We start from the raw sequence: 20,660 nt of genomic DNA on the forward strand, positions 1-20,660 counted from the left end.
CTGACACAGCGGCGCTGCGTCGGCGGCGGCCCGGGTCAGGTACGCCCTTCCCGTTCCTGTGCCGCTTCCAGGACCGCGGGGGCCGGCATCCAGTCGGCGTGGAGCACCAGGAAGCCCTCGCTCTCGTAGGCGGCGTTGACCTGCTCGTCGTCGTCGACCACCAGCGCCACGGCGCGCTCCCGGGCCAGCTGCCGCAGCAGCGCCGGTTTGGCGACGCGGGCGGGACGCCGGTCGCCCTCGGCCCGCATCAGGAGCCTGCCGGTGGGCAGGCCGTGGGTCCTGAGCCATTCCACGGTGTCGGCCCGGCAGCGTTCGGGACGGCCGGTGACGTACGCCAGTTCGCACCGCTCGGCCGTCTCCAGCGCCAGAGCCACGCCCTTCGCCAGCGGCGGGTCGTCCACCGCCGCGGCGAAGAACGCGTCCCAGTCGCGAGGGCGTTGCTGCAGAAAGGTGAGCCGGTGCCGGACGTCGGCCAGCGTCCCGTCCAGATCGAAGACCGCCAAGGGCGCCCGCAGAGCCATCTCACCGCCTCGCTTTCCGCCCGGACATTCTCCGGCACCGGACCTTCGGCCGTCGGACCCGACGAGTGAACCGGAACCGCCGGCAGCGCGGTCGGGGCCGGACGGGCTAGATGTTCTTGCCCGGCCTCGTGGGTGCCGCGCCGGGCTGTCCGGCTACTCCTTGCCCTGACGCGCCTTCTTGATCAGCTGTCGCCGCTGTCGCGGAGTCGGCTCCTTCCGGTCGGTCTGCCGCAGATACGCTTCCTTGCGCTGGTCGCTCGTTATGACCCGTATCCCTCCGGAGCACCTCGGTCGCGGTGGCTGGGCGCGCTGTGACGTGCCTCAGTATGGCCGCACCTCCGCCTGGCCGCACACCTGGAAGCAGCTCGGCACCCGGTACGGCGGCCCCCGGCGCGGTCGGGACCGGGTGTTGCGGGCCGACGGGGAGACAGGCTCACTCTGTCCGCTTTTCGGGTGCCTTGTTCGCAATCGGCGCAACGCTGGGGTACCGACCAATCATCCGAGTTGTCCATGGATGCCGCCACCATGAGGGGCGGTGGACACCCGTTCCTGTGGTGTGCAGCGGCCGGGCCGGCGAGGGCCGCCGGCGGCGTACAGGTGTGGGTGGCTGCGCACGAGCCTGCCGCCCCACGTGCGCCGCCGACGCTGCGGGCCGGGAAGGAGTGGGAGCCGTTGACGGTGGGAGCAGCCGCGGCCTGGCTTCTGTCCGCGGGAGTGCCACTGGTCCTCCTGGCGCTGAGCCTGCCGTTGTGGCACTGGCGCTGGCCCCGGGCTCCGCTGCTGCTGCGGGAGATCGGGATCATCTCCGCGGTCTTCCTCGTCTGGCAGGTCCCGGCACGGATGTCGGCCGGGGATCTGGACGCCGCCGTGGAGCGAGCACGGTGGATCTACCGTTGGGAGCAGCGCCTTCGGCTGCCGGACGAGGTGGACTGGCAGCAGGTCGTGCTGCCGCATCCATGGGTGGTGCAGGCCGCCAACTACTACTACGCGGTGATGCACTTCGGGGCGATGGCCGCGTTGCTGGTATGGCTGTACTGGCGGCACCGCTCCACGTACCCGTGGGTGCGCACCTACGTCGTGCTGGTCACGGTCGTGTCGCTGGTGGTGCAACTGGTCCCCGTGGCGCCGCCCCGCCTGGTGCCGGAGCTCGGTTTCGCCGACACGGCCGAACGCTACGGGCAGTCGGTCTACACCGGCGGCCCCGGGAGCGTGGTGGCCGACGAGCTGTCCGCCATCCCCTCCGTGCATGTGGCCTGGGCGGTCGTGGTCGCCGTCGCGGTCATCCGGGTGGGTCGCAGCCGGGTGCGCCGGCTGGTGCTGGCGCACCCGTTGCTGACGCTCGCGGTCATCGTCGTGACGGCCAACCATTTCTGGCTCGACGCCGTCGTGTCCCTGGCCGTACTGGCGCTGTCCGCCGGCCTGCAGTGGGCAGGCCGGGTCTGCGTCCGCCCGGTCGTCCGGGCCTGCCGCCGCACTCCCGTGTCCGCCGACGGCCCGGCGCCTTCCGACGGCCAGACAGCCGAGACCGGGGACCCACCCGGCCGGGCGAGCGGGTCCGGGGGGACGGGCACCTCGATGGGGCGGTCTGCCACGTCCCGTCGTCCTGGGCCGAGGGGATGACCCGCATGTCACACCTGTGGGCGCCTGATGGCGCTCGCCCGGTGTGCCCTTCTCGGGTCCGGGGGCGCCACCGCTAGGCTGCCCGGGCCGACAGTCCCGGTGCTGCCCAGCCTGCCGGGACTGTCGGTCCACGGTCGCCGACGCCTTCGTACGACGCCGGTGGGCTGCCCCCGCTGAGGCGGGCAGCCCACCGGCACATCGGCGTACGGAGACGTGGGGCGTTCCAAATCCTCCTCATTTGCGTCGATTACGACGTGTCTGGTGCGGCGGGTATCCGAGGTCGCGGACCGGAACAAGAAGGATTCGAAGCTCCGAGAAATTACGCGCGAGCGGCAGTCTGCCGAGGTCAGCCCAGTTCGCTGAAGCGTTCGGTCGCCCTGGTACGGCCGGCCACGATGATCGTGTCGTCGGCCTTCACCACCGTCTCCGGGGTGGCGTAGGTGAAGCCTTCGCCGGGACGCTTGATGGCGACGACGGTGATGCCGTACCGCGTGCGGACCGCGCTGTGGGACAGGGGGACGTCGAGGACGTCCGCGGGCGGATCGGTCTTGACCATCGCGAAGTCGTCCTCGAACTCGATGTAGTCCAGCATGCGGCCGCGTACGAGGTGGGCCACGCGCTGGCCCATGTCGTGCTCGGGATAGACGACGTGCTGCACCCCGAGCTGGGTGAGGATGCGGCCGTGGGCCTCGCTGGTGGCCTTGGCCCACACGTTCTCGATGCCGAAGGAGATCAGCAGCGAGGCGGTGAGGATGCTGGCTTCCAGGTCGGTGCCGATGGCCACGACGGCACGGTCGAACTCGTGGACCGCGAGCTGCCGCAGGGCGTCTTCCTTGGTGGAGTCGGCCCGCACCGTGTGGGTGAGCGAGCCGGACAGCAACTGGACGACCTCGGGATCCTCGTCGATGCCGAGGACCTCGGTGTCCTCGTCCACGAGTTCCAGCGCGAGGGAACGGCCGAAGCGGCCGAGCCCGATGACGACCACGGAGTCCTGCCGAGTGCCGCGGCGGCTCTTGGGGGTGCGTTTCCTAGCCAATGACGGGTCGCTCCTCGGGAAGGTCGTACATACGGACACGCAGACGCAGGGCGAGCGCGGAGGCGATGGTGATGGGTCCGAGGCGGCCGATGAACATCAGCGCGGTCAGCAGGGCCTGCTCGCCGCCGGGCAGCCCCGCGGTGATGCCGGTGGACAGACCGACGGTGGCGAAGGCGGAGGTGACCTCGAACAGCGACTGGTCCAGGCTGAAGTCGGTGAAGACCATGAAGGCCAGCGTCGAGGTGGCGACGGCGGCCACCGACAGCAGCACCACGGTCAGGGCCTGCCGCTGGAGGTCGCCGTGCAGGCGCCGATGGAAGATGTTGACCGCGGCCTCGCCGCGGATCTCGGCGTATATCACGAAGAACAGCACCGCGAAGGTGGTGACCTTGATGCCGCCCGCGGTGCCCGCGCTGGCGCCGCCGACGAACATCAGCACATCCGTGCCCAGCCAGGTGGCCGGGTTCATCTGCGCGATGTCCACGCTGTTGAAGCCCGCCGTGCGCGGCATGACGCCCTGGAAGAACCCGGCCAGAATCTTCCCGGGGACGTCCAACGGGCCGAGTGTCGCCGGGTTACCCCATTCGAGTGCGGTGACGAAAAGGCTGCCGCCGACCAGGAAGATGCCGGACGCGCCGAGCACGATCTTGGTGTGCAGGGACCAGGAACGCGGTTTGCGGAACCGGCGGCGCAACTCGAACAGCACCGGGAATCCGAGCCCGCCGGCGATCACGGCGCCCGCTATGGGCAGACAGATCCAGGGATCGGTGACAAACCCCGTCATGCTGTCCGAGTACAGGGCGAAGCCGGCGTTGTTGAACGCCGAGACGGCGTGGAAGACACCGAGCCACAGCGCCCGCGGCCAGGACTCGTCATAGGTGGTGCCGAACCGCACGGTCAGGATCACCGCGGTGACGGCCTCCAGCAGCAGGCTGACCTTGACCACGCGGACGACGACCGTACGGACGTCGCCCAGGCCCAGGGTCTTGGTCTCGGTGGCGGCGGTCAGCCGCGCCTTCAGCCCCATCCGGTGCGAGACCAGCAGCACCAGCCAGGAGGCGAAGGTCATGATCCCGAAGCCGCCCACCTGGATGAGCGCCAGGATCACCACCTGGCCGAATCCGCTCCAGTACTCGGGGGTGTCGACCACGATCAGTCCGGTCACACAGACGGCGGAGGTGGAGGTGAACACGGCCTCCAGCCCGGACGCCGAACCCGACCCGGCCTTGGCGACCGGCAGCATCAGCAGCCCCGTCCCGAGCGCGATCGCCATGGCGAAGCCGGCCACGACCATCTGCGCCGGGTGTCGTACACGTGGCCGCCACCGGGTCACCACAACGTCCTCCGCCCCGCAGACTGATACCACGATTGTTCGCAGATTGTTCGTACCGGAAGACGATAAGCAATTCACCGGCCGTCCTCGGCACCGGCACCCTTCCGTGTCCCTGCTGCAGCCGTCCTGAGCACCGGAAGCACCCGGACGTCGCCACCTTTCCCCTCGGGAAGCGGCCGGACGCAGCCACCGAAACGGGCTGGGGCCGCAGTCTCGAAGACTGCGGCCCCGGCACAGGCGACGGTCGGTGGTGCTAGTCCTTACCGTTGGTCGAGCTCTTCGAGGCGTCGACCGCGTCGGAGAGCGTCCCGCTCTCCAGGCTGTCCTCGATGGCGGCCACGGTCTGGTCGATCAGCTCCTCCTGCTGCTTCTGCTCCTTGGCCCTCAGATACGCCTGCCGCTCCTGATGGAACGACTTCAAGGTGGCGATGCACATACCGATCATCACGATGCTGAACGGCAGCGCGATGACGATGGCCGCGGTCTTCAGTGTGTTCAGCGACGCGGCTCCGCCCTCCAGATCGGAGGCCAGCAGCAGCGCGATGGCGACGGCGCCTTCGGCCAGCGCCCAGAAGACCCGGCTCCAGACCGGCGGGTTCGGGTCGCCGCCGGAGGCGAGCATGTCGACCACGTACGAGCCGGAGTCGGAGGACGTGACGAAGAACAGCACGATCAGCAGGATCGACACGCCCGCGACGAAGGTGCCGCCGGGCAGCGTGTCCAGCATCTCGAACAGCGCGTTGTTGGTGCTGACAGCGCCGTCGTGGATGTAGTTGTGCTTGTCGTTCATCTGCTGGAACAGCGCGGTACCGCCGAAGATGGCGAACCAGACGAAGGTCAGCAGGGTGGGCACCAGCAGGACACCGCACACGAACTCGCGGACCGTGCGGCCGCGGGAGATACGGGCGATGAAGATACCCACGAACGGCGCCCAGGAGATCCACCAGCCCCAGTAGAAGACGGTCCAGCCGTTGACCCAGCTGGTGCCCTCCTCACCGTGGGCGGCACCGGTGTCGAAGCTGAGCTGCAGCACGTTCTGCAGGTATCCGCCGACGTCCTGCGCCAGTCCGTTGAGGATGAACACCGTCGGGCCGGCGACCAGCACGAAGATCATGATGAGGGCGGCCATGCCCATGTTGATGTTGGACAGCCACTTGATGCCCTTGCCGATACCGGTCACCACCGAGACCGTGGCGATGCCGGTGATGCAGGCGATCAGTACGACGAGCAGCAGCTTGCTGTTCGGGTTGTCCACCCAGCCGAGGAAGTTCATTCCGCTGGCGATCTGCATGACGCCGAGGCCCAGCGAGGTGGCCACGCCGAAGAGGGTGCCGATGACGGCGACGGAGTCGATGACGTTGCCCCAGACGCCGTTCACCTTGTTGCCGAAGATCGGCTCCAGTGCCCAGCGGATGGAGACCGGGCGCCCCTTGCGGTGCACCGAGTAGGCGACGGCCAGGCCGACCACCACGTAGATCGCCCACGGGTGGATGCCCCAGTGCAGGAACGTCTGCACCATCGCGAACTCTTCCCGGGCCGGGGCGCCCTCGCCGATGCCCGGCCGCGGTGCGTGGAAGAAGTTCAGCGGCTCGGCGACGCCCCAGAAGACCAGGCCGATGCCCATACCGGCGGCGAACAGCATGGCGAACCAGGAGCCGGTACCGAACTCGGGCTTCTCGTTGTCCTTGCCGAGCTTGATGTCCCCGTAGCGACCGATACCGATCCAGATGACGAAGATCACGAAGAGCGACACCAGAGCCATGTAGAACCAGCTCAGGTTGCCGACGATCTCGTCCTGAACCTTCTGCACCTGTTCCGCGGCCGTGTCCTGGCCGATCACGGCATAGAGCACGAAGAGCAGGATGACGAGGGCCGACGGGTAGAAGACCCATCGCGAGATCGAGCCGCCTCCCGGCGGCGCCGGAGATCTCGACTCCGGCTTCTGGTCAGATGTTCCGGCCGATGTCTGCGCAGCCACGCGTTCATCCTTTGCGGTCAGGTTGTGAAGCCACCAGGCCGGAGAGTCCCGGCCTGTGGCGGCCTCTGCCCCGAATCACCGATGTCATTCATCACGAATACATCACTGTCAACCATCGGACAGGAACGAGGGGTTCCTCACACCGGGCACGCCGTCCGGTCGAACGGGCGTGCGCCATCCGGACGCCGTCCGGACAGACGATTTCCCGCCCTCCCGGGGCCGCCGTTGCCTGCTGAACCGACGGGCGGGCCGGGGATCGCGGCGGACGACGCCGCATCGCCCGAGACCCCTCCCCCAAGGCTCCCCTACGACACGCCACCGCCGGTCACCGGGTGCCGCCGCTCCGTCACCGGATGAAACCGGGTACGTACGGTGACGCACGACCGCATCGACGCGAGGACGCCCCGGGCCGGTGCAGATCCGGCCCACGTGTCATACCCGCACACCTGGGAACCCCCGCACGAGTAGCCACTCGGAATCAGCACAGCGTGGCCCGGCTCGGTCGGGTCAGCGGGACGGATCCACTATGACCAGCGGATACATGGGTCCCGGGGACTTCGGTCGGGACCCGTTCGAAGAGTTCATCGCACGCTTCCTCGGGCAAGCCAGGTCCGGCGGCAGCGGTGGGCGCTACAGCGACCCGCGCTACTACGACTTCCTGCGGCTGATGAGTGAGCCGGCCCGGCAGCTCGTCTCCGACGCGGCGTCGTACGCGGCCGAGCACGGCAGCAACGACCTGGACACCGAGCATCTGCTGCGAGCGGCGCTCACCGCCGAGCCGACGCGCAGCATGGTGGCCAAGGCCGGTGCCGACCCCGACGCGCTCGCCGCCGAGATCGACCGCGAGGTGGGGGAAGGGCAGCCCCGCAACTCCCTCTCCGTCAGCCCCGCGGTCAAGCGGGCGCTCATGGACGCGCACGAGATCGCCCGCTCGCGCGGCGCCTCCTACATCGGTGCCGAGCATGTGCTGGTCGCGCTCGCCGCCAACCGTGACTCGACGGCGGGGCAGATCCTCAACTCGGCGCACTTCGATCCCCGCTCCGCCACCCCGCGTGGCGGGCCGGGCGCCGGACAGGGGAGCGGGCCCGAGGCACCCGCGCGCGGCGGCCCGGAGGCGCGGCCCAGCAACACGCCCAACCTGGACAAGTACGGTCGCGATCTGACCGAGCTGGCCCGCGAGGGCCGTATCGACCCGGTCATCGGCAGGGACGAGCAGATCGAGCAGACCATCGAGGTCCTCGCCCGGCGGGGCAAGAACAACCCCGTGCTGATCGGCGAGGCGGGCGTGGGGAAGACCGCCATCGTGGAGGGCCTGGCCCAGCGCATCACCGACGGTGACGTGCCCGACAACCTGCTGGGTCGGCGTGTCGTCCAGCTCGACTTCGGCAGCGTCGTCGCCGGTACCCGCTACCGGGGGGACTTCGAGGAGCGGCTCACCGGCATCATCGACGAGATCCGCTCCCACACCGAGGAGCTGATCGTCTTCATCGACGAGCTGCACACCGTGGTCGGTGCGGGAGGCGGCGGGGAGAGCGGCTCGATGGACGCGAGCAATATGCTCAAGCCGCCGCTCTCCCGGGGTGAGCTGCACGTCATCGGCGCCACGACGCTGGAGGAGCACCGCCGGTACATCGAGAAGGACGCGGCGCTCGCCCGCCGCTTCCAGCCCGTGCTGGTCCCCGAGCCCACCGTGGCGGACGCCATCGAGATCCTGCGCGGGCTGCGGGACCGCTACGAGGCGCACCACCAGGTGCGCTACACCGACGAGGCGCTGGTCGCGGCGGTGGAGATGTCCGACCGCTATCTGACCGGGCGCTATCTGCCCGACAAGGCCATCGACCTGCTGGACCAGGCGGGTGCCCGGGTGCGGCTGCGCACCGCGACCCGGGGTACGGACGTACGGGCGCTGGAGCGCGAGGCCGAGCAGGTGCGCCGGGACAAGGACCAGGCGGTGGCCGCCGAGGACTACGAGCGGGCCAAGGAGCTGCGCGACCGGCTCAGCGAGCTGGAGGAGTCCATCGAGCGGGACGGGCACCGGGCGGAGACTCGGCACGGGCACCGGATCGTCGAGGTGACCGTCCAGGACATCGCCGACATCATCTCCCACCAGACCGGCATCCCCGTCAGCAACCTCACCCAGGAGGAGAAGGAGCGGCTGCTGGGGCTGGAGGAGCGGCTGCAGCGGCGGGTCATCGGGCAGGACGAGGCGGTCACGGCCGTCTCCGACGCGGTGCTGCGTTCCCGCTCCGGCCTCTCCAGCCCGGACCGGCCCATCGGCAGCTTCCTCTTCCTGGGACCCACCGGGGTCGGCAAGACGGAGCTGGCCCGGGCGCTGTCCGAGGCCCTGTTCGGCACCGACGAGAAGATGGTGCGGCTGGACATGAGCGAGTACCAGGAGCGGCACACCGTCAGCCGGCTGGTGGGCGCGCCGCCCGGATACGTCGGACACGAGGAGGCCGGGCAGCTCACCGAGACGGTGCGGCGCAACCCGTACTCACTGCTCCTGCTGGACGAGGTGGAGAAGGCGCATCCCGACGTCTTCAACATCCTGCTGCAGGTCCTGGACGACGGACGGCTGACCGACTCGCAGGGCCGCACCGTCGACTTCACCAACACGGTCATCGTCATGACCAGCAACCTGGGTTCGGAGGCCATCACCGGGCGCGGCGCGATGCTGGGCTTCGGCGGTGGCGGCGAGGAGGCCGACGAGAACGCCCGGCGGGAGCGCGTCCTGCGGCCGCTGCGTGAACACTTCCGGCCCGAGTTCCTCAACCGTATCGACGAGATCGTGGTCTTCCGGCAGCTCGACGACACCCAGCTGCGGCGGATCACCGACATGCTGCTGGAGGAGACCCGCCGTCGGGTGCACGCCCAGGACCTGGAGATCGAGTTCTCCCCCGCCGCCGTCGACTGGCTGGCCCACCGTGGCTACCAGCCCGAGTACGGTGCCCGCCCGCTGCGCCGCACGATCCAGCGCGAGGTGGACAACCGGCTCTCCCGGATGCTGCTGGGTGGCGACCTCGAACCGCACACCAGGCTGCTGGTCGATGTGGCGGACGGGCAGCTGGAGTTCCGCAGGGAGGGACGTACCGCCGATGCCGTCAGCCGCTGACGAGTCGGAGCGGTTCCGGTACGGGGCCCGGATCGCCGGTGCGGGCGAAGGAGAGCCAGACGGCACGCACCGCCCTGCCGAGAGTCTCGATGTCCTCCCACGGTTGGTCGCCGAGCATGGGCGAGCCCTGCCAGGCGCTTCGACGGCCGAGGAGAAGGGGCAGTTCCACACAGTGGGTGGCACCGAAGGGTGAGCCGAGCGGGCGCCAGTCGAGCCGGTAGCCGTGGACCCGGGCGCCCGCCCGTCGCAGCCGGTCGCCGAGTCGGGCGAGCGGGACCTCGTAGAACGTGCTGGTCAGCTCCGGGATCTCGCCGCTCTCACCGGGGAATGCGGACATGTCGTCGGCGTTCCAGCCGTACATCACCTCCAGACCGCGGACGTTCGCGTCGAAGGTACGGCCGGGGACGGCGAGGGGATCGGCTCCGGTCACGGGGGTGAAGGGTGGCTCCAGGGTGCTGCCGGAGCGGCGCTGGTGGGCAGCGGCGGTGCGGCGCTGGGCGTCCAGCAGGGCGCCGTGGTCGGCCGTGCGCGGATCGGTGCCCAGGAGATCGGCGAAGAGCCGGCCGATCTTCCGCGCCTCGTCCGGGGAACGGGAGCCGATGACCAGCGGCGGGCTGTGCAGCACCGCCCTGCGGAACAGGCCGCGGGCTTCGGGCAGTTCCATCAGCAGCCGGATGGACAGGGCGCCCGCCGACTGGCCGAAGACGGTGACGTTGCCGGGATCACCGCCGTACGCTTCGATCCGGTCGCGGACCCAGCGCAGCGCTTCGAGCTGATCGTAGAGGCCGAGGTTGCCGTCGCTGACACCGTCGAGGAAGAGATAGCCCAGCGCGCCCAGCCGGTAGTTGACGGCGACGACGACCACGTCTCCCTGCGCGGCGAGCGCCCCGCCGTCGTACCAGTCCAGCAGCCCGGCGCCGCTGGAGAAGCCGCCACCGTGGAACCAGACGAGCACGGGCCGGGCCCCGGCGTCCTCGGCGGGTGTGGTGACGGTGAGGTTCAGACAGTCCTCACCCTGCTCGGGGTGGTCGCGGGGCGGGCCCATCACCGCGTCGAGCCGGGAGGGCGGCTGAGGGCAGATCTCGCCGCTCGACGGTCGGGGGTCCTCGGTCGGCACGGAGTACGGCCGAGCGAAGCGCTCCGCCCTGGCGTACCGGATCGGCCCCGTCCTGCGGACGGTGCTCACCGCGGTGCCGTCCATGCCTCACCTCCGGGCTCGGGGAGCGCGACCGGGCTCGGCGCGCCGTCGGGGACCAGGCGGAAGAGCGCTGCCGCACCGAGCAGGCTGACCCCGCAGATCGCCACCAGATACCAGGTGACGCCCGCGGAGCTGCCGCCGGAGTTGAGCAGCGCGGTGGAGATCATCGGTGCCAGTCCCCCACCGAGGATCGCACCCGCCTGCAGGATCAGGGAGGAGCCGGAGTACCGGACGTGGGCGGGGAAGGTGTCGGCGATGATGCCACCTTGGACGCAGTGCGTCACGGGAATGATGAGTCCCATTCCCGCGAGTGCCACGACCGTGAGCGCCGAGTTGCCGGTGTCCAGCAGCGGGAAAAAGAGCGCGCACCACACCAGGATGGCCACGGAGCCGCCGACGAACATGGTGCGCCGCCCGTGCCGGTCGGCGACACGCGTCCACAGGGGGATGGTGGCGAACCACAGGACAGCCGCCCCGGTGACGCCGAGGATCAGGAACTGCTTGTCGTAGCCGAGGTGCTTGGTGCCGTAGGAGAGGGTGAAGACCATGAAGACATAGGCGACGGCCGAGTTCGCGACGACGGCGAGCAGCGTGAGGCCGAGCCGGGGGAAGCCGACCTTCAGGGACTCGGCGAGCGGAAAGCGGACCACGGCGTCCTGCTCCAGTACCCGGTTGAAGGACGGGGACTCGGTGACGCGGAGCCGGATGGCCAGACCGACCGCGACCAGGACGATGCTCAGCAGGAACGGGATGCGCCAGCCCCACGCGGTGAACGCGGCGTCGGGCATCGATGAGTTCGTGCCCAGGAAGATCAGGTTGGCGAGCACCAGCCCGGCCGGAGTGCCCATCTGCGGGAAGCCCGCGTACAGGTTCCGTTTGCCTGCCGGGGCGTGCTCCATGGACATCAGGGTGGCGCCTGCGCCCTCCCCGCCGAGGCCGATGCCCTGGACGATACGCAGCACGACCAGCAGGACCGGTGCCCAGAAGCCGATCGACTCGTAGGTGGGGATGACGCCGATGAGAGTCGAGCCCACGCCCATCAGCAGAAGGGAGACGACCAGGGTGGCCTTACGGCCGATGCGGTCGCCGAAGTGGCCGAAAACCAGCCCCCCGAGCGGGCGGGCGACGAAGCCGACGGCCAGCGTGCCGAATGCGGCGAGGGTGCCTGCGGCGGAGCTCAGGGAGGGGAAGAACTGCTTGTCGAAGACGAGTGCGGCGGCCGTGCCGTAGAGGAAGAAGTCGTACCACTCCAAGGTGGTGCCGGCGAGGGTGGCGACCGCCGTTCTGCCGGGCGCGGCTCTGCGGTGTCTGTCGGATCCACCGGTGCTGTCGATGCTGTCCATGGCCGGATCCTGTTCCCGTGAGCCATGACACACAAATGCCGAATCGGGTGAGCGTTATAGCGATCTGCTTATAGCGGGCCGGGGCCGACCGCTATCCGGCGGCTATTACCGTTCTGCTATAGCTCCGCGCGAAACGATCATTTGTCCGGTATGGCGTCGCCTCCCAGAGTGGTGGCCATGACGGCAGCTACAGGGCGGTGGATCCGCAACTTCGTCGACGGGCGCTTCGTGGAGCCCGACGAGAACCACAGCTTCGAGAAGACCGACCCGGCCACCGGCCTGGTCCACTCCCGCGTCCACGAGGCCGACGCGGTGCTGGTGGACCGCGCGGTGACGGCGGCCCGGAGCGCGCTGGGCACCTGGTCCGACACCGCGGTGCGCGAGCGGACAGCGCTGCTGCGCCGCGCCGCCGACCTGATCGAGGAGCGCTTCGAGGAGTTCGTCGCAGCGGAGATCGCCGACACCGGCAAGCCCGTCACCCAGGCCCGCGAACTCGATGTGGCGCGGGCCGTGGCCAACTTCCGCGCCTTCGCCGATGTGGTCGGCGCAGCGGGTCAGGAGTCGTTCCTCACCGAGCTGCCGGGCGGGCGTCGGGCCCTCAACTACGCCGTCCGCAAGCCGCTCGGCGTCGTCGCGGTCATCGTGCCGTGGAATCTGCCCCTCCTTCTGCTGACCTGGAAGGTCGCGCCGGCTCTGGCCTGCGGCAACGCCGTGGTCGTCAAGCCGAGCGACCAGACGCCCGGCACCGCCACGCTGCTCGCTCAGGTACTGGCCGACGCCGGTCTCCCGGCCGGCGCGTACAACGTCGTGCACGGGTTCGGCGGCGGCTCGGCGGGAGAGCACCTCACGACCCACCCCGGTGTCGACGGAGTCACCTTCACCGGCTCCTCCGCCACCGGCGCCCACGTCATGAAGACAGTCGCCCCTCGGGTGCGTCCCGTCTCCTTCGAACTCGGCGGCAAGAACGCCGCACTCGTCTTCGAGGACGCCGACCTGGAGGAGACCCTCACCGGTCTCACCCGGTCGGTGTTCGCCAACACCGGGCAGGTGTGCCTGTGCACCGAGCGGGTCTATGTGCAGCGGTCGGTGTTCGCCGATGTCGCCGACGGGCTGGTGGAACGCGCCCGCGCCCTGCGCCTGGGCCGACCGCTGGCCCGGACCACGACCACCGGACCGCTGATCTCCCAGGCGCACCGGGAGAAGGTACGCGGCTACTTCGAGCTGGCCGAGCAGGCCGGGGCCAAGGTCCTCACCGGCGGCGGCATCCCCCAGCTCGGCGCGGAGCTGGACGGCGGCTCCTGGATCGAACCGACGCTGTGGACCGGTCTGACCAACGCCGATCGTGCCGTACGCGAGGAGATCTTCGGCCCGGTGGCCGCGCTCATCCCCTTCGACACCGAGGACGAGGCCGTCGCACTGGCCAACGACACCGACTACGGCCTCGCCTCCTGTGTGTGGACCAGCGACCTGCGGCGCGGACACCGCGTGGCGCAGGCGATGAACGTCGGCATGGCCTGGGTCAACACCTGGTTCCTGCGCGATCTGCGCTCCCCGTTCGGCGGCGTCGGGCTCTCCGGCATCGGCCGCGAAGGCGGCGCCTCCTCCCTGCACTTCTACACCGAACCGACGAATGTGTGTGTAAGCCTGTGACCGAACTGCCCCCCGGCTTCCCGGCGGCCGCGCGGATCGACGCCGCCGCCGCACAGCTCACCGAAGCCCTCCGCACCCGCACCCCCTGCCCGCCGGTACGCGAGCACCTGGGCGCCACCGATGTCGACGCCGCCTACGAGGTGCAGCGCCGACTCGCCACGGCCCGGACCGAGGCGGGCGCGCGCAGGGTGGGCGCCAAGATCGGGCTCACCGCGCGTGCCGTACAGCAGCAGTTCGGCGTCCACCAGCCCGACTTCGGCGTGCTGTTCGACGACATGATCCACGGCCACACCGAGCCGCTGCCGCTGGACCGGTTCCTGCAGCCGCGCGCGGAGGGGGAGATCGCCTTCGTCCTCGGCCGGGACCTGGAGCAGCCGGGCGCGAGCGTCGCCGACGTGCTGCGGGCGACCGCGTTCGTGCTGCCGGCCATCGAGATCGTCGACTCCCGCATCGCGGACTGGGACCTGACCTTGACCGACACCGTCGCGGACAACGCCTCCAGCGGTGCCGTCGTCCTGGGCACCACCCCCTGCGGGCTCGACGGCCGCGACCTGGCACGGGTCGGTATGACGCTGCACCGGGACGGAGAGCCCGCCTCGTTCGGCGCGGGCCATGCCTGTCTGGGCTCCCCGGTGGTGGCCGTCGTCTGGCTGGCGCGCGAACTGGCCCGCCGGGGCCGACCGCTGCGGGCGGGCGACGTGGTGATGTCCGGCGCCCTCGGCCCGATGGTGCCCGTGGACGGACCCGGCCGGTTCCGGCTGGAGCTGGACGGAGTGGGCGAGGTCGAGGCTCTCATCGAGGAACCGGCGGAACCGGCGCAACCCGAGGGGCCGGCGGGACCTACGGGACCGGCACGCCCGGCGGCAACAGCGGAGGAGAGGATATGAGCACAGCGGAGAACGGCACGGTCCCCGTCGCCGTCATCGGCTCCGGCAACATCGGCACCGACCTCATGGTCAAAGTGCTGCGGCACTCGCCGACGCTCCGGATGGGCGCGATGGCCGGAATCGACCCGGCGTCCGAGGGGCTGGCCCGCGCGGCGCGGCTCAAGGTCCCGACCACGCACGAGGGCGTGGAAGGGCTGGCGGCGATGCCCGGGTTCGCCGACGTCAAGGTGGTCTTCGACGCGACGTCCGCCAAGGCGCATGTGCGCAACGCCGAAGTGGCACGGCAGCACGGGAAGCTGATGATCGATCTGACTCCGGCCGCGCTCGGCCCGTTCGTGGTCCCGGCGGTCAACCTGGAAGCACACCTGGAGGCCGGGAACGTCAACATGGTGACGTGCGGCGGCCAGGCCACCGTACCCGTCGTCGCCGCCGTCTCCCGCGTCGTGCCGGTCGCCTACGGCGAGATCGTCGCCTCCATCTCCTCCCGCTCGGCGGGCCCGGGCACGCGGGCGAACATCGACGAGTTCACCGAGACCACCGCAGAGGCCATCCGTGCGGTCGGTGGCGCCGAGGCGGGAAAGGCGATCATCGTCCTCAACCCGGCCGACCCTCCCCTGGTGATGCGCGACACCGTCCACTGCCTCGTCGAGGGCCCCGTGGACAAGGCCGTACGGGAGCGGATCTCGGACTCCGTCGAGCAGATGGTGCAGACCGTACGCGCCTATGTGCCGGGCTATCGGCTCAAGCAGGACGTGCAGTTCGACCCGGTGACCGAAGCGCTGGTCCCCGCGCTGGGGCGCCGGGTCGGTGGAGTGCGGGTCTCGGTCTTCCTTGAGGTGCGGGGCGCGGGCCACCACCTGCCCGACTACGCCGGGAACCTCGACATCATGACCGCCGCGGCCGTCCGCACCGCCGAGCGGACCGCCGCGCTACGAGGATGGGTGAAGCCGTCATGAAGCTCTACATCCAGGACGTGACCCTGCGGGACGGCATGCACGCCATGGGACACGCGTACACCCTCGACCAGGTGCGGGCCGTCGCCGCCGCCGCCGACCGGGCCGGAGTCGCCGCCGTGGAGGTCGCGCACGGCGACGGGCTGGGGGGCTCCAGCGCCACCTACGGCTTCGGGGCGCACACCGACGAGGAGTGGATCGAGGCGGCTGCCGACGTCCTGGAGCAGGCGAAGCTGACGACGCTGCTGCTCCCCGGCATCGGCACCGTCGAGCAGCTGCGCCGCGCCCATGATCTGGGGGTACGCAGCGTCCGTGTCGCCACCCACTGCACCGAGGCCGATGTGGCGGCGCAGCACATCGCCTTCGCGCGGGAGCTGGGCATGGACGTGTCGGGCTTCTTGATGATGAGCCACCTCGACTCGCCCTCGGGCCTGGCCCGGCAGGCGGCGCTGATGGAGTCGTTCGGCGCGCACTGCGTGTACGTCACCGACTCCGGCGGCCGGCTCACGATGCGGGACGTCGCCGAGCGGATCGACGCGTACCGACAGGTGCTGGACGAGGCGACCGAGATCGGCATCCACGCCCACGAGAACCTGTCCCTGTCGGTCGCCAACAGCGTGACCGCCGTCGAACACGGCGCCTACCGCGTCGACGTGGCGCTGGCCGGACAGGGCGCCGGGGCGGGCAACTGCCCGGCGGAGGCCTTCGTGGCCGTCGCCGACCTGCTCGGTTGGGAGCACGGGTGCGATCTGTTCGCGCTCCAGGACGCGGCCGACGACATCGTGCGTCCGCTGCGCAGCCGCCCCGTCCAGGTGGACCGGGAAACCCTCACGCTCGGCCATGCCGGCGTCTACTCCAGCTTCGCGCTGCACGCCGAACGCGCCGCCCGGCGCCACGGGCTCGACACCCGGGAGGTGCTGCTCGAAGTGGGCCGTCGGCAACTGGTCGGCGGCCAGGAGGACATGATCGTGGACATCGCACTGGACCTGGCGGCGCGGCGTGCGGCCGGCCGCCGGGCAGTGGAAGGGAGCGCCCAGTGATCACGGCGGACACCGTCGAGGTACTGGCGGAACGGCTCGACGCCGCACAGACCGCGGCGGCCGACACCCCCAGCCTCGCCGACACCCACGAGTTCGGCATCGAGGACGCCTATGCGATCCAGGCCGCGCTGCTCGCCCGGCGCCGGGCCCGCGGTGAACACCTCACCGGCGTCAAGCTCGGTTTCACCAGCAGGGCCAAGATGGCGCAGATGGGGGTCAGCGACGTGATCGTCGGACGGCTCACCGACGCCATGCGGGTCGCGGACGGCGCCGAGGTGGACCTCGCGCGCCTCATCCATCCGAAGGTCGAGCCGGAGGTCGCCTACCGGCTGTGCCGCGACGTGGAGGTGGCCGACCCGACGGTGGACATCGAGTCCTGCGTGGACGCGGTCGCTCCGGCCCTGGAGATCATCGACTCCCGGTACCGGGACTTCCGCTTCACCTACGAGGACGTCGTCGCGGACAACACCTCGGCGGCGGCGTACGCGATCGGCGCCTGGCGCCCGGCGGCCCAGGTGTCCAACCGCGCGGTGCGGCTGCTGAGCGGGACGACGGAAGCGGTCGGCTCGACCGCCGCGATCCTCGGCTCCCCGGTGCGCGCGCTGCACGCGCTGCTCGACATGTGCCGCCGCCGGGGCATCCCGCTGCGCGCCGGGCAGGTGGTGCTCGCGGGCGCTGCCACGGCGGCGGTCCCGCTCGCCCCGGGCGTCACCAGTTGCGAGGTGGCGGGGCTGGGGACCGTCTCGGTGCGGGGGGTGGCGACGTGAACGGCGGCTCCCGCGTCGTATGGGGCAAGGCCGCTCCGCGCGGTCGCTTCCCGCATGTGAAGGTCTCCGGTGATCTGGTCTTCGTCTCGGGGACCAGTTCCCGGCGCCCCGACAACACCTTCGCCGGCGTCCGGACCGACGAGATGGGCACGACGGACCTCGACATCCGGACCCAGACCCGTGCGGTGATCGAGAACATCCGGGACATCCTCGCCGAGGTCGGTGCCGGGCTCGACGACGTCCTGCAGCTCACCACGTATCTGGTGTCCATGAACGACTTCGGCGGCTACAACGAGGTGTACGGCGAGTACTTCGACGAGACCGGTCCCACCCGGACCACGGTGGCGGTGCACCAGTTGCCCCACCCGCATCTGCTCATCGAGATCCAGGCCATGGCCCGGCTGCCGCACACCGCCCCGTCCACCGCATCCGCCACCACACAGGAGCAGCCATGACCGACATCCCCGAAGTCATCGATTTCCAGGGCTGGATCGCTGAGCACGAGCACCTGCTCAAGCCGCCGGTCAACAACCGGACCATGGCGCTGGGCAAGGATTTCATCGTCCAGATCGTCGGCGGTCCCAACCAGCGCACGGACTACCACCTCGACCCGTACGAGGAGTGGTTCTACCAGGTGCGCGGTGATATGCACGTCGACCTGATGACCGACGAGGGGCCGCGCACCGTGCACATCGGCCAGGGACAGGCCTGGCTGCTGCCCGGCAACGTCCCGCACTCCCCCCAGCGTCCCGACCCCGACTCCATCGGCCTGGTGATCGAGCGGGTCCGCGAGGAGGGCACGCTGGAGAAGTTCCTCTGGTACTGCCCTCAGTGCTCGGCGCTCATCCACGAGGTCGAGCTCCAGGTCCGCGACATCGTGGCCGATCTGCCGCCCGTCTTCCAGGCGTTCTACGACGACGAGCGGGCCCGGGTCTGCCCGAAGTGCGGCGCCCTGCACCCCGGGAAGGGCTGACCGTGGACCAGTTGATCGACGTCCACACCCACTACGTCCCCCGGGGCTGGCCGGATCTGACGGCCCAGGCCGGTCCTGAGGCGCCGTGGCTGCGGATCGAGTCCGAGTCCGACGCGATGATCATGATGGGCTCGAAGGAGTTCCGGCGCATCCGGGCCGACTGCTGGGACGCGCAGGTCCGACTGCGGGACATGGACGCGGACGGCGTGCAGACCCAGGTGGTCTCCCCCACCCCGGCGTTCTTCACCTACGGGCGCAGCGGCGCCCAGGCGGCGAAGGTCGCGCGGATCTTCAACGATCTGGCGCTGGAGATCACCGAACCGGCCGCCGACCGACTGCTGCCGTTCTGCCAGGTACCGCTCCAGGATCCGGACGCCGCCTGCCGGGAGTTGGAGCGCAGCATCGCCAACGGGCACCGCGGTGTGGAGATCGGCAACCATGTGGGGGACCTCGATCTGGACAGCGCGGGAGTCGTCACCTTCCTCCAGCACTGCGCCGCGCTGGACGTGCCGGTCTTCGTGCACCCCTGGGACATGGCCAGCTCACCGCGGCTGGACCGCTGGATGGCCCAGTGGCTGACCGCCATGCCCGCGGAGACACATCTGTCGATCCTGGCGCTGATCCTGGGCGGTGTCTTCGACCGCGTCGACGACAGCCTGAAGATCTGCTTCGCGCACGGCGGCGGGTCGTTCGCCTTCTGGCTGGGCCGGATGGAGAACGCCTGGCACGGCCGCAACGACATCATCGGCACCTCCGAGCACCCGCCGTCGCACTATCTGGGCCGCTTCTACGTGGACTCCGTCGTCTTCGACGACCGGGCGCTGCGGCTGCTGGTCGACACGGTCGGCGCGGACCGGGTGATGGTGGGCAGCGACTACCCGTACCCGCTGGGCGAGCGCCCGGTGGGCGAGGTGGTGCGCAAGAGCCCGTTCCTGGACGAGGACGTCCGGCACCGGATCACCCGGGGCAACGCGGAGCGCTACCTGGGGCTTTGACCCGGCCGACTGCCGGCTTCCGTCGAAGAGCCAGGCCAGTGGTTCCGGATCAGCCGGTTGGTCAGCTCGAGATGTCTACCGTCGGCGGCGGGGCGCGGTGGGGAGAGCCCACCGCGCCCTCACCCGCGTCGCACCAGGGCCGCTTCACCCCGCGGAAGCGGTGAGCTGCCCGGGGAGAGTCCCACGGCACCCGGCTGCCTTCCCGGATGGAAGTGTCACAGCCGTTCGGCCAGGAACGGCAGCACAACAGCGGCCATCTCGTCCGGGACTTCCTCGGCGAGGTCGTGTCCCGCCTCGAAGACATGTGCGGTCACGTCGCGTGCCACGTTGCGCATCATCTCCTCGTTCCGGACGCCTATGAAAGCCGAACCGCCGAGCGCCAGCACCGGGATGTCCAGCTTCTTCTGCGCGGCCTCTCGGTTCTGCTCCGCGTCCACGAGCATCGCGCGGTAGATCGCCAGCATCGCCCGGATACCCCCAGGCATGGAGTAGCAGCGCACATACTCCTCGATGGCGTGGGGAGTGGCCGTATCCGGATAGCTGCGCTCGTTCTTGATCATGTAACTGATCAGCTCGCGCTCGTGCCCGGCGATCAGCATCTCGGGGACGTCCGGCTGGAAGTAGAAGCCCAGATGCCACAGGTGCATCCCGCTGGAGACGTTGTCGTCGGTGAGGGCTGCGTGCTCCTCGAAGCCGAACCCGGGAAGCAGCGCCTCGGCGAAGACCAGCACCGATACGTGGTCACGGTGGCGGGCGGCGAGTTGGTAGCCGATCACCGCTCCCCAGTCCTCGCCCAGCACTCCGTAGGTCTCATGTCCGAGACTGGTCATCAGCGCGGCGATGTCGTCGCTCATCGTCGCGGAGTCGTAGCCGTTCGCAGGACGGGCCGAGTCGCCCAGACCGCGCAGATCCGGCGCGACGACCGTGTACCGCGCGGTGAGCTTCGGGATCAGATGCCGCCAGTGGTAGCTGGTCTTGGGCACACCGTGCAGCAGCACCAACGCCGGACCGGAGCCTCCTGTCCTGTAGTGCAGGCTCGTTCCGTTGACGTTGACGCGGCCCGTGCTGAGGGCCTGCCCACTGTGGTCGAAGATCATTTCTTGCCTTTCCTTCCGTGTTGTGCGGTGGACGCGACACGCACTCTTTCAAGACTGGACAGTCTCGAAAGAAGGCATGCCTTCGCCGCGCGAGCCGCAGCAGGCGCGGCGGATCTCGACCGCGAGCCCCGGGGTCCGGCGAAGAGCCTCCGGCTCG

Annotated in this window: 17 protein-coding genes; 10 read left to right on the top strand and 7 right to left on the bottom strand. The window is 70.1% G+C overall.

Going from position 1 to position 20,660, the window contains the following annotated elements; genetic code table 11:
* Positions 1-35: 35 nt before the first annotated feature.
* The gene (locus KBY19_RS18465) at positions 36-521 is read right to left on the bottom strand and encodes a hypothetical protein (protein WP_099885800.1); all 486 of its coding nucleotides are present in this window, start codon (positions 519-521) and stop codon (positions 36-38) included.
* A 678-nt stretch (positions 522-1,199) separates the two neighbouring features.
* On the opposite strand from KBY19_RS18465, the gene KBY19_RS18470 reads away from it, so the two are divergent.
* Positions 1,200-2,141: a phosphatase PAP2 family protein gene (locus KBY19_RS18470; RefSeq protein WP_307843552.1), complete on the top strand. Its 942-nt coding sequence runs from the start codon at positions 1,200-1,202 to the stop codon at positions 2,139-2,141.
* Positions 2,142-2,487: 346 nt separating this feature from the next.
* On the opposite strand, the gene KBY19_RS18475 is transcribed toward KBY19_RS18470, so the two are convergent.
* The 3 genes from KBY19_RS18475 to KBY19_RS18485 all read right to left on the bottom strand — a co-directional run bounded on the left by KBY19_RS18475 (position 2,488) and on the right by KBY19_RS18485 (position 6,488).
* Positions 2,488-3,177, bottom strand: a complete 690-nt coding sequence (locus KBY19_RS18475; protein WP_247691129.1) for a TrkA family potassium uptake protein — start codon at positions 3,175-3,177, stop codon at positions 2,488-2,490.
* Positions 3,170-4,513 carry a TrkH family potassium uptake protein gene (locus tag KBY19_RS18480; RefSeq protein WP_099885797.1) on the bottom strand — a complete coding sequence of 448 codons (1,344 nt, stop codon included), beginning with the start codon at positions 4,511-4,513 and terminating at the stop codon, positions 3,170-3,172. Before KBY19_RS18480 ends, KBY19_RS18475 begins: the two co-directional genes overlap by 8 nt.
* A gap of 250 nt (positions 4,514-4,763) precedes the next feature.
* Entirely contained in the window at positions 4,764-6,488 is a 1,725-nt protein-coding gene (locus tag KBY19_RS18485; protein WP_307842340.1) for a BCCT family transporter, read from the bottom strand.
* A 526-nt stretch (positions 6,489-7,014) separates the two neighbouring features.
* On the opposite strand from KBY19_RS18485, the gene KBY19_RS18490 reads away from it, so the two are divergent.
* Entirely contained in the window at positions 7,015-9,600 is a 2,586-nt protein-coding gene (locus KBY19_RS18490; RefSeq protein WP_247691131.1) for an ATP-dependent Clp protease ATP-binding subunit, read from the top strand.
* On the opposite strand, the gene KBY19_RS18495 is transcribed toward KBY19_RS18490, so the two are convergent.
* Entirely contained in the window at positions 9,590-10,801 is a 1,212-nt protein-coding gene (locus KBY19_RS18495) for a carboxylesterase family protein (RefSeq protein ID WP_210966203.1), read from the bottom strand. The genes KBY19_RS18490 and KBY19_RS18495 overlap by 11 nt on opposite strands.
* The gene (locus tag KBY19_RS18500) at positions 10,783-12,141 is read right to left on the bottom strand and encodes an MFS transporter (protein WP_210955520.1); all 1,359 of its coding nucleotides are present in this window, start codon (positions 12,139-12,141) and stop codon (positions 10,783-10,785) included. Before KBY19_RS18500 ends, KBY19_RS18495 begins: the two co-directional genes overlap by 19 nt.
* 177 nt (positions 12,142-12,318) lie before the next feature.
* Between KBY19_RS18500 and KBY19_RS18505 the strand changes: the two genes are divergently transcribed.
* The 8 genes from KBY19_RS18505 to KBY19_RS18540 are packed head-to-tail and all read left to right on the top strand — an operon-like array spanning position 12,319 to position 19,406.
* Complete coding sequence (locus KBY19_RS18505) at positions 12,319-13,791, top strand: 2-hydroxymuconic semialdehyde dehydrogenase (RefSeq protein ID WP_185019007.1); 1,473 nt, start codon at positions 12,319-12,321, stop codon at positions 13,789-13,791.
* Positions 13,788-14,678, top strand: coding sequence for a 2-keto-4-pentenoate hydratase (locus tag KBY19_RS18510; RefSeq protein WP_180289840.1), 891 nt, complete (start codon positions 13,788-13,790; stop codon positions 14,676-14,678). Before KBY19_RS18505 ends, KBY19_RS18510 begins: the two co-directional genes overlap by 4 nt.
* Entirely contained in the window at positions 14,675-15,634 is a 960-nt protein-coding gene (locus KBY19_RS18515; protein ID WP_185019005.1) for an acetaldehyde dehydrogenase (acetylating), read from the top strand. The genes KBY19_RS18510 and KBY19_RS18515 overlap by 4 nt, the downstream gene beginning before the upstream one ends.
* Positions 15,631-16,671 (top strand): 4-hydroxy-2-oxovalerate aldolase, encoded by a 1,041-nt coding sequence (dmpG, locus tag KBY19_RS18520; protein WP_210966219.1) that lies wholly within the window; start codon positions 15,631-15,633, stop codon positions 16,669-16,671. Before KBY19_RS18515 ends, dmpG begins: the two co-directional genes overlap by 4 nt.
* The gene (locus tag KBY19_RS18525) at positions 16,668-17,438 is read left to right on the top strand and encodes a 2-keto-4-pentenoate hydratase (RefSeq protein WP_210966204.1); all 771 of its coding nucleotides are present in this window, start codon (positions 16,668-16,670) and stop codon (positions 17,436-17,438) included. The genes dmpG and KBY19_RS18525 overlap by 4 nt, the downstream gene beginning before the upstream one ends.
* On the top strand, positions 17,435-17,893 hold the full coding sequence (locus tag KBY19_RS18530; RefSeq protein ID WP_210966205.1) for a RidA family protein: 459 nt from the start codon (positions 17,435-17,437) through the stop codon (positions 17,891-17,893). The genes KBY19_RS18525 and KBY19_RS18530 overlap by 4 nt, the downstream gene beginning before the upstream one ends.
* Complete coding sequence (locus KBY19_RS18535) at positions 17,890-18,411, top strand: 3-hydroxyanthranilate 3,4-dioxygenase (protein WP_185019001.1); 522 nt, start codon at positions 17,890-17,892, stop codon at positions 18,409-18,411. Before KBY19_RS18530 ends, KBY19_RS18535 begins: the two co-directional genes overlap by 4 nt.
* 2 nt (positions 18,412-18,413) lie before the next feature.
* A complete protein-coding gene (locus tag KBY19_RS18540) occupies positions 18,414-19,406 on the top strand; it encodes an amidohydrolase family protein (protein ID WP_210966206.1) in 993 nt (330 codons plus the stop codon).
* Positions 19,407-19,621: 215 nt separating this feature from the next.
* Here KBY19_RS18540 and KBY19_RS18545 read toward each other — a convergent pair whose 3' ends face one another.
* Positions 19,622-20,503: an alpha/beta fold hydrolase gene (locus tag KBY19_RS18545; RefSeq protein WP_210966207.1), complete on the bottom strand. Its 882-nt coding sequence runs from the start codon at positions 20,501-20,503 to the stop codon at positions 19,622-19,624.
* Between the last annotated feature and the right edge of the window lie 157 nt (positions 20,504-20,660).

The organism is Streptomyces sp. B15, assembly GCF_018070605.1.
GTDB classification, from domain to species: domain Bacteria; phylum Actinomycetota; class Actinomycetes; order Streptomycetales; family Streptomycetaceae; genus Streptomyces; species Streptomyces smyrnaeus.

What these genes read in the sequence shown, in the direction of transcription:
- dmpG (WP_210966219.1), top strand. Translation starts at nt 15,631, where the DNA reads ATGAAGCTCTACATCCAGGACGTGACCCTGCGGGACGGCATGCACGCC.
- KBY19_RS18495 (WP_210966203.1), bottom strand. Translation starts at nt 10,801, where the DNA reads ATGGACGGCACCGCGGTGAGCACCGTCCGCAGGACGGGGCCGATCCGG.
- KBY19_RS18505 (WP_185019007.1), top strand. Translation starts at nt 12,319, where the DNA reads ATGACGGCAGCTACAGGGCGGTGGATCCGCAACTTCGTCGACGGGCGC.
- KBY19_RS18500 (WP_210955520.1), bottom strand. Translation starts at nt 12,141, where the DNA reads ATGGACAGCATCGACAGCACCGGTGGATCCGACAGACACCGCAGAGCC.
- KBY19_RS18545 (WP_210966207.1), bottom strand. Translation starts at nt 20,503, where the DNA reads ATGATCTTCGACCACAGTGGGCAGGCCCTCAGCACGGGCCGCGTCAAC.
- KBY19_RS18490 (WP_247691131.1), top strand. Translation starts at nt 7,015, where the DNA reads ATGACCAGCGGATACATGGGTCCCGGGGACTTCGGTCGGGACCCGTTC.
- KBY19_RS18465 (WP_099885800.1), bottom strand. Translation starts at nt 521, where the DNA reads ATGGCTCTGCGGGCGCCCTTGGCGGTCTTCGATCTGGACGGGACGCTG.
- KBY19_RS18515 (WP_185019005.1), top strand. Translation starts at nt 14,675, where the DNA reads ATGAGCACAGCGGAGAACGGCACGGTCCCCGTCGCCGTCATCGGCTCC.
- KBY19_RS18535 (WP_185019001.1), top strand. Translation starts at nt 17,890, where the DNA reads ATGACCGACATCCCCGAAGTCATCGATTTCCAGGGCTGGATCGCTGAG.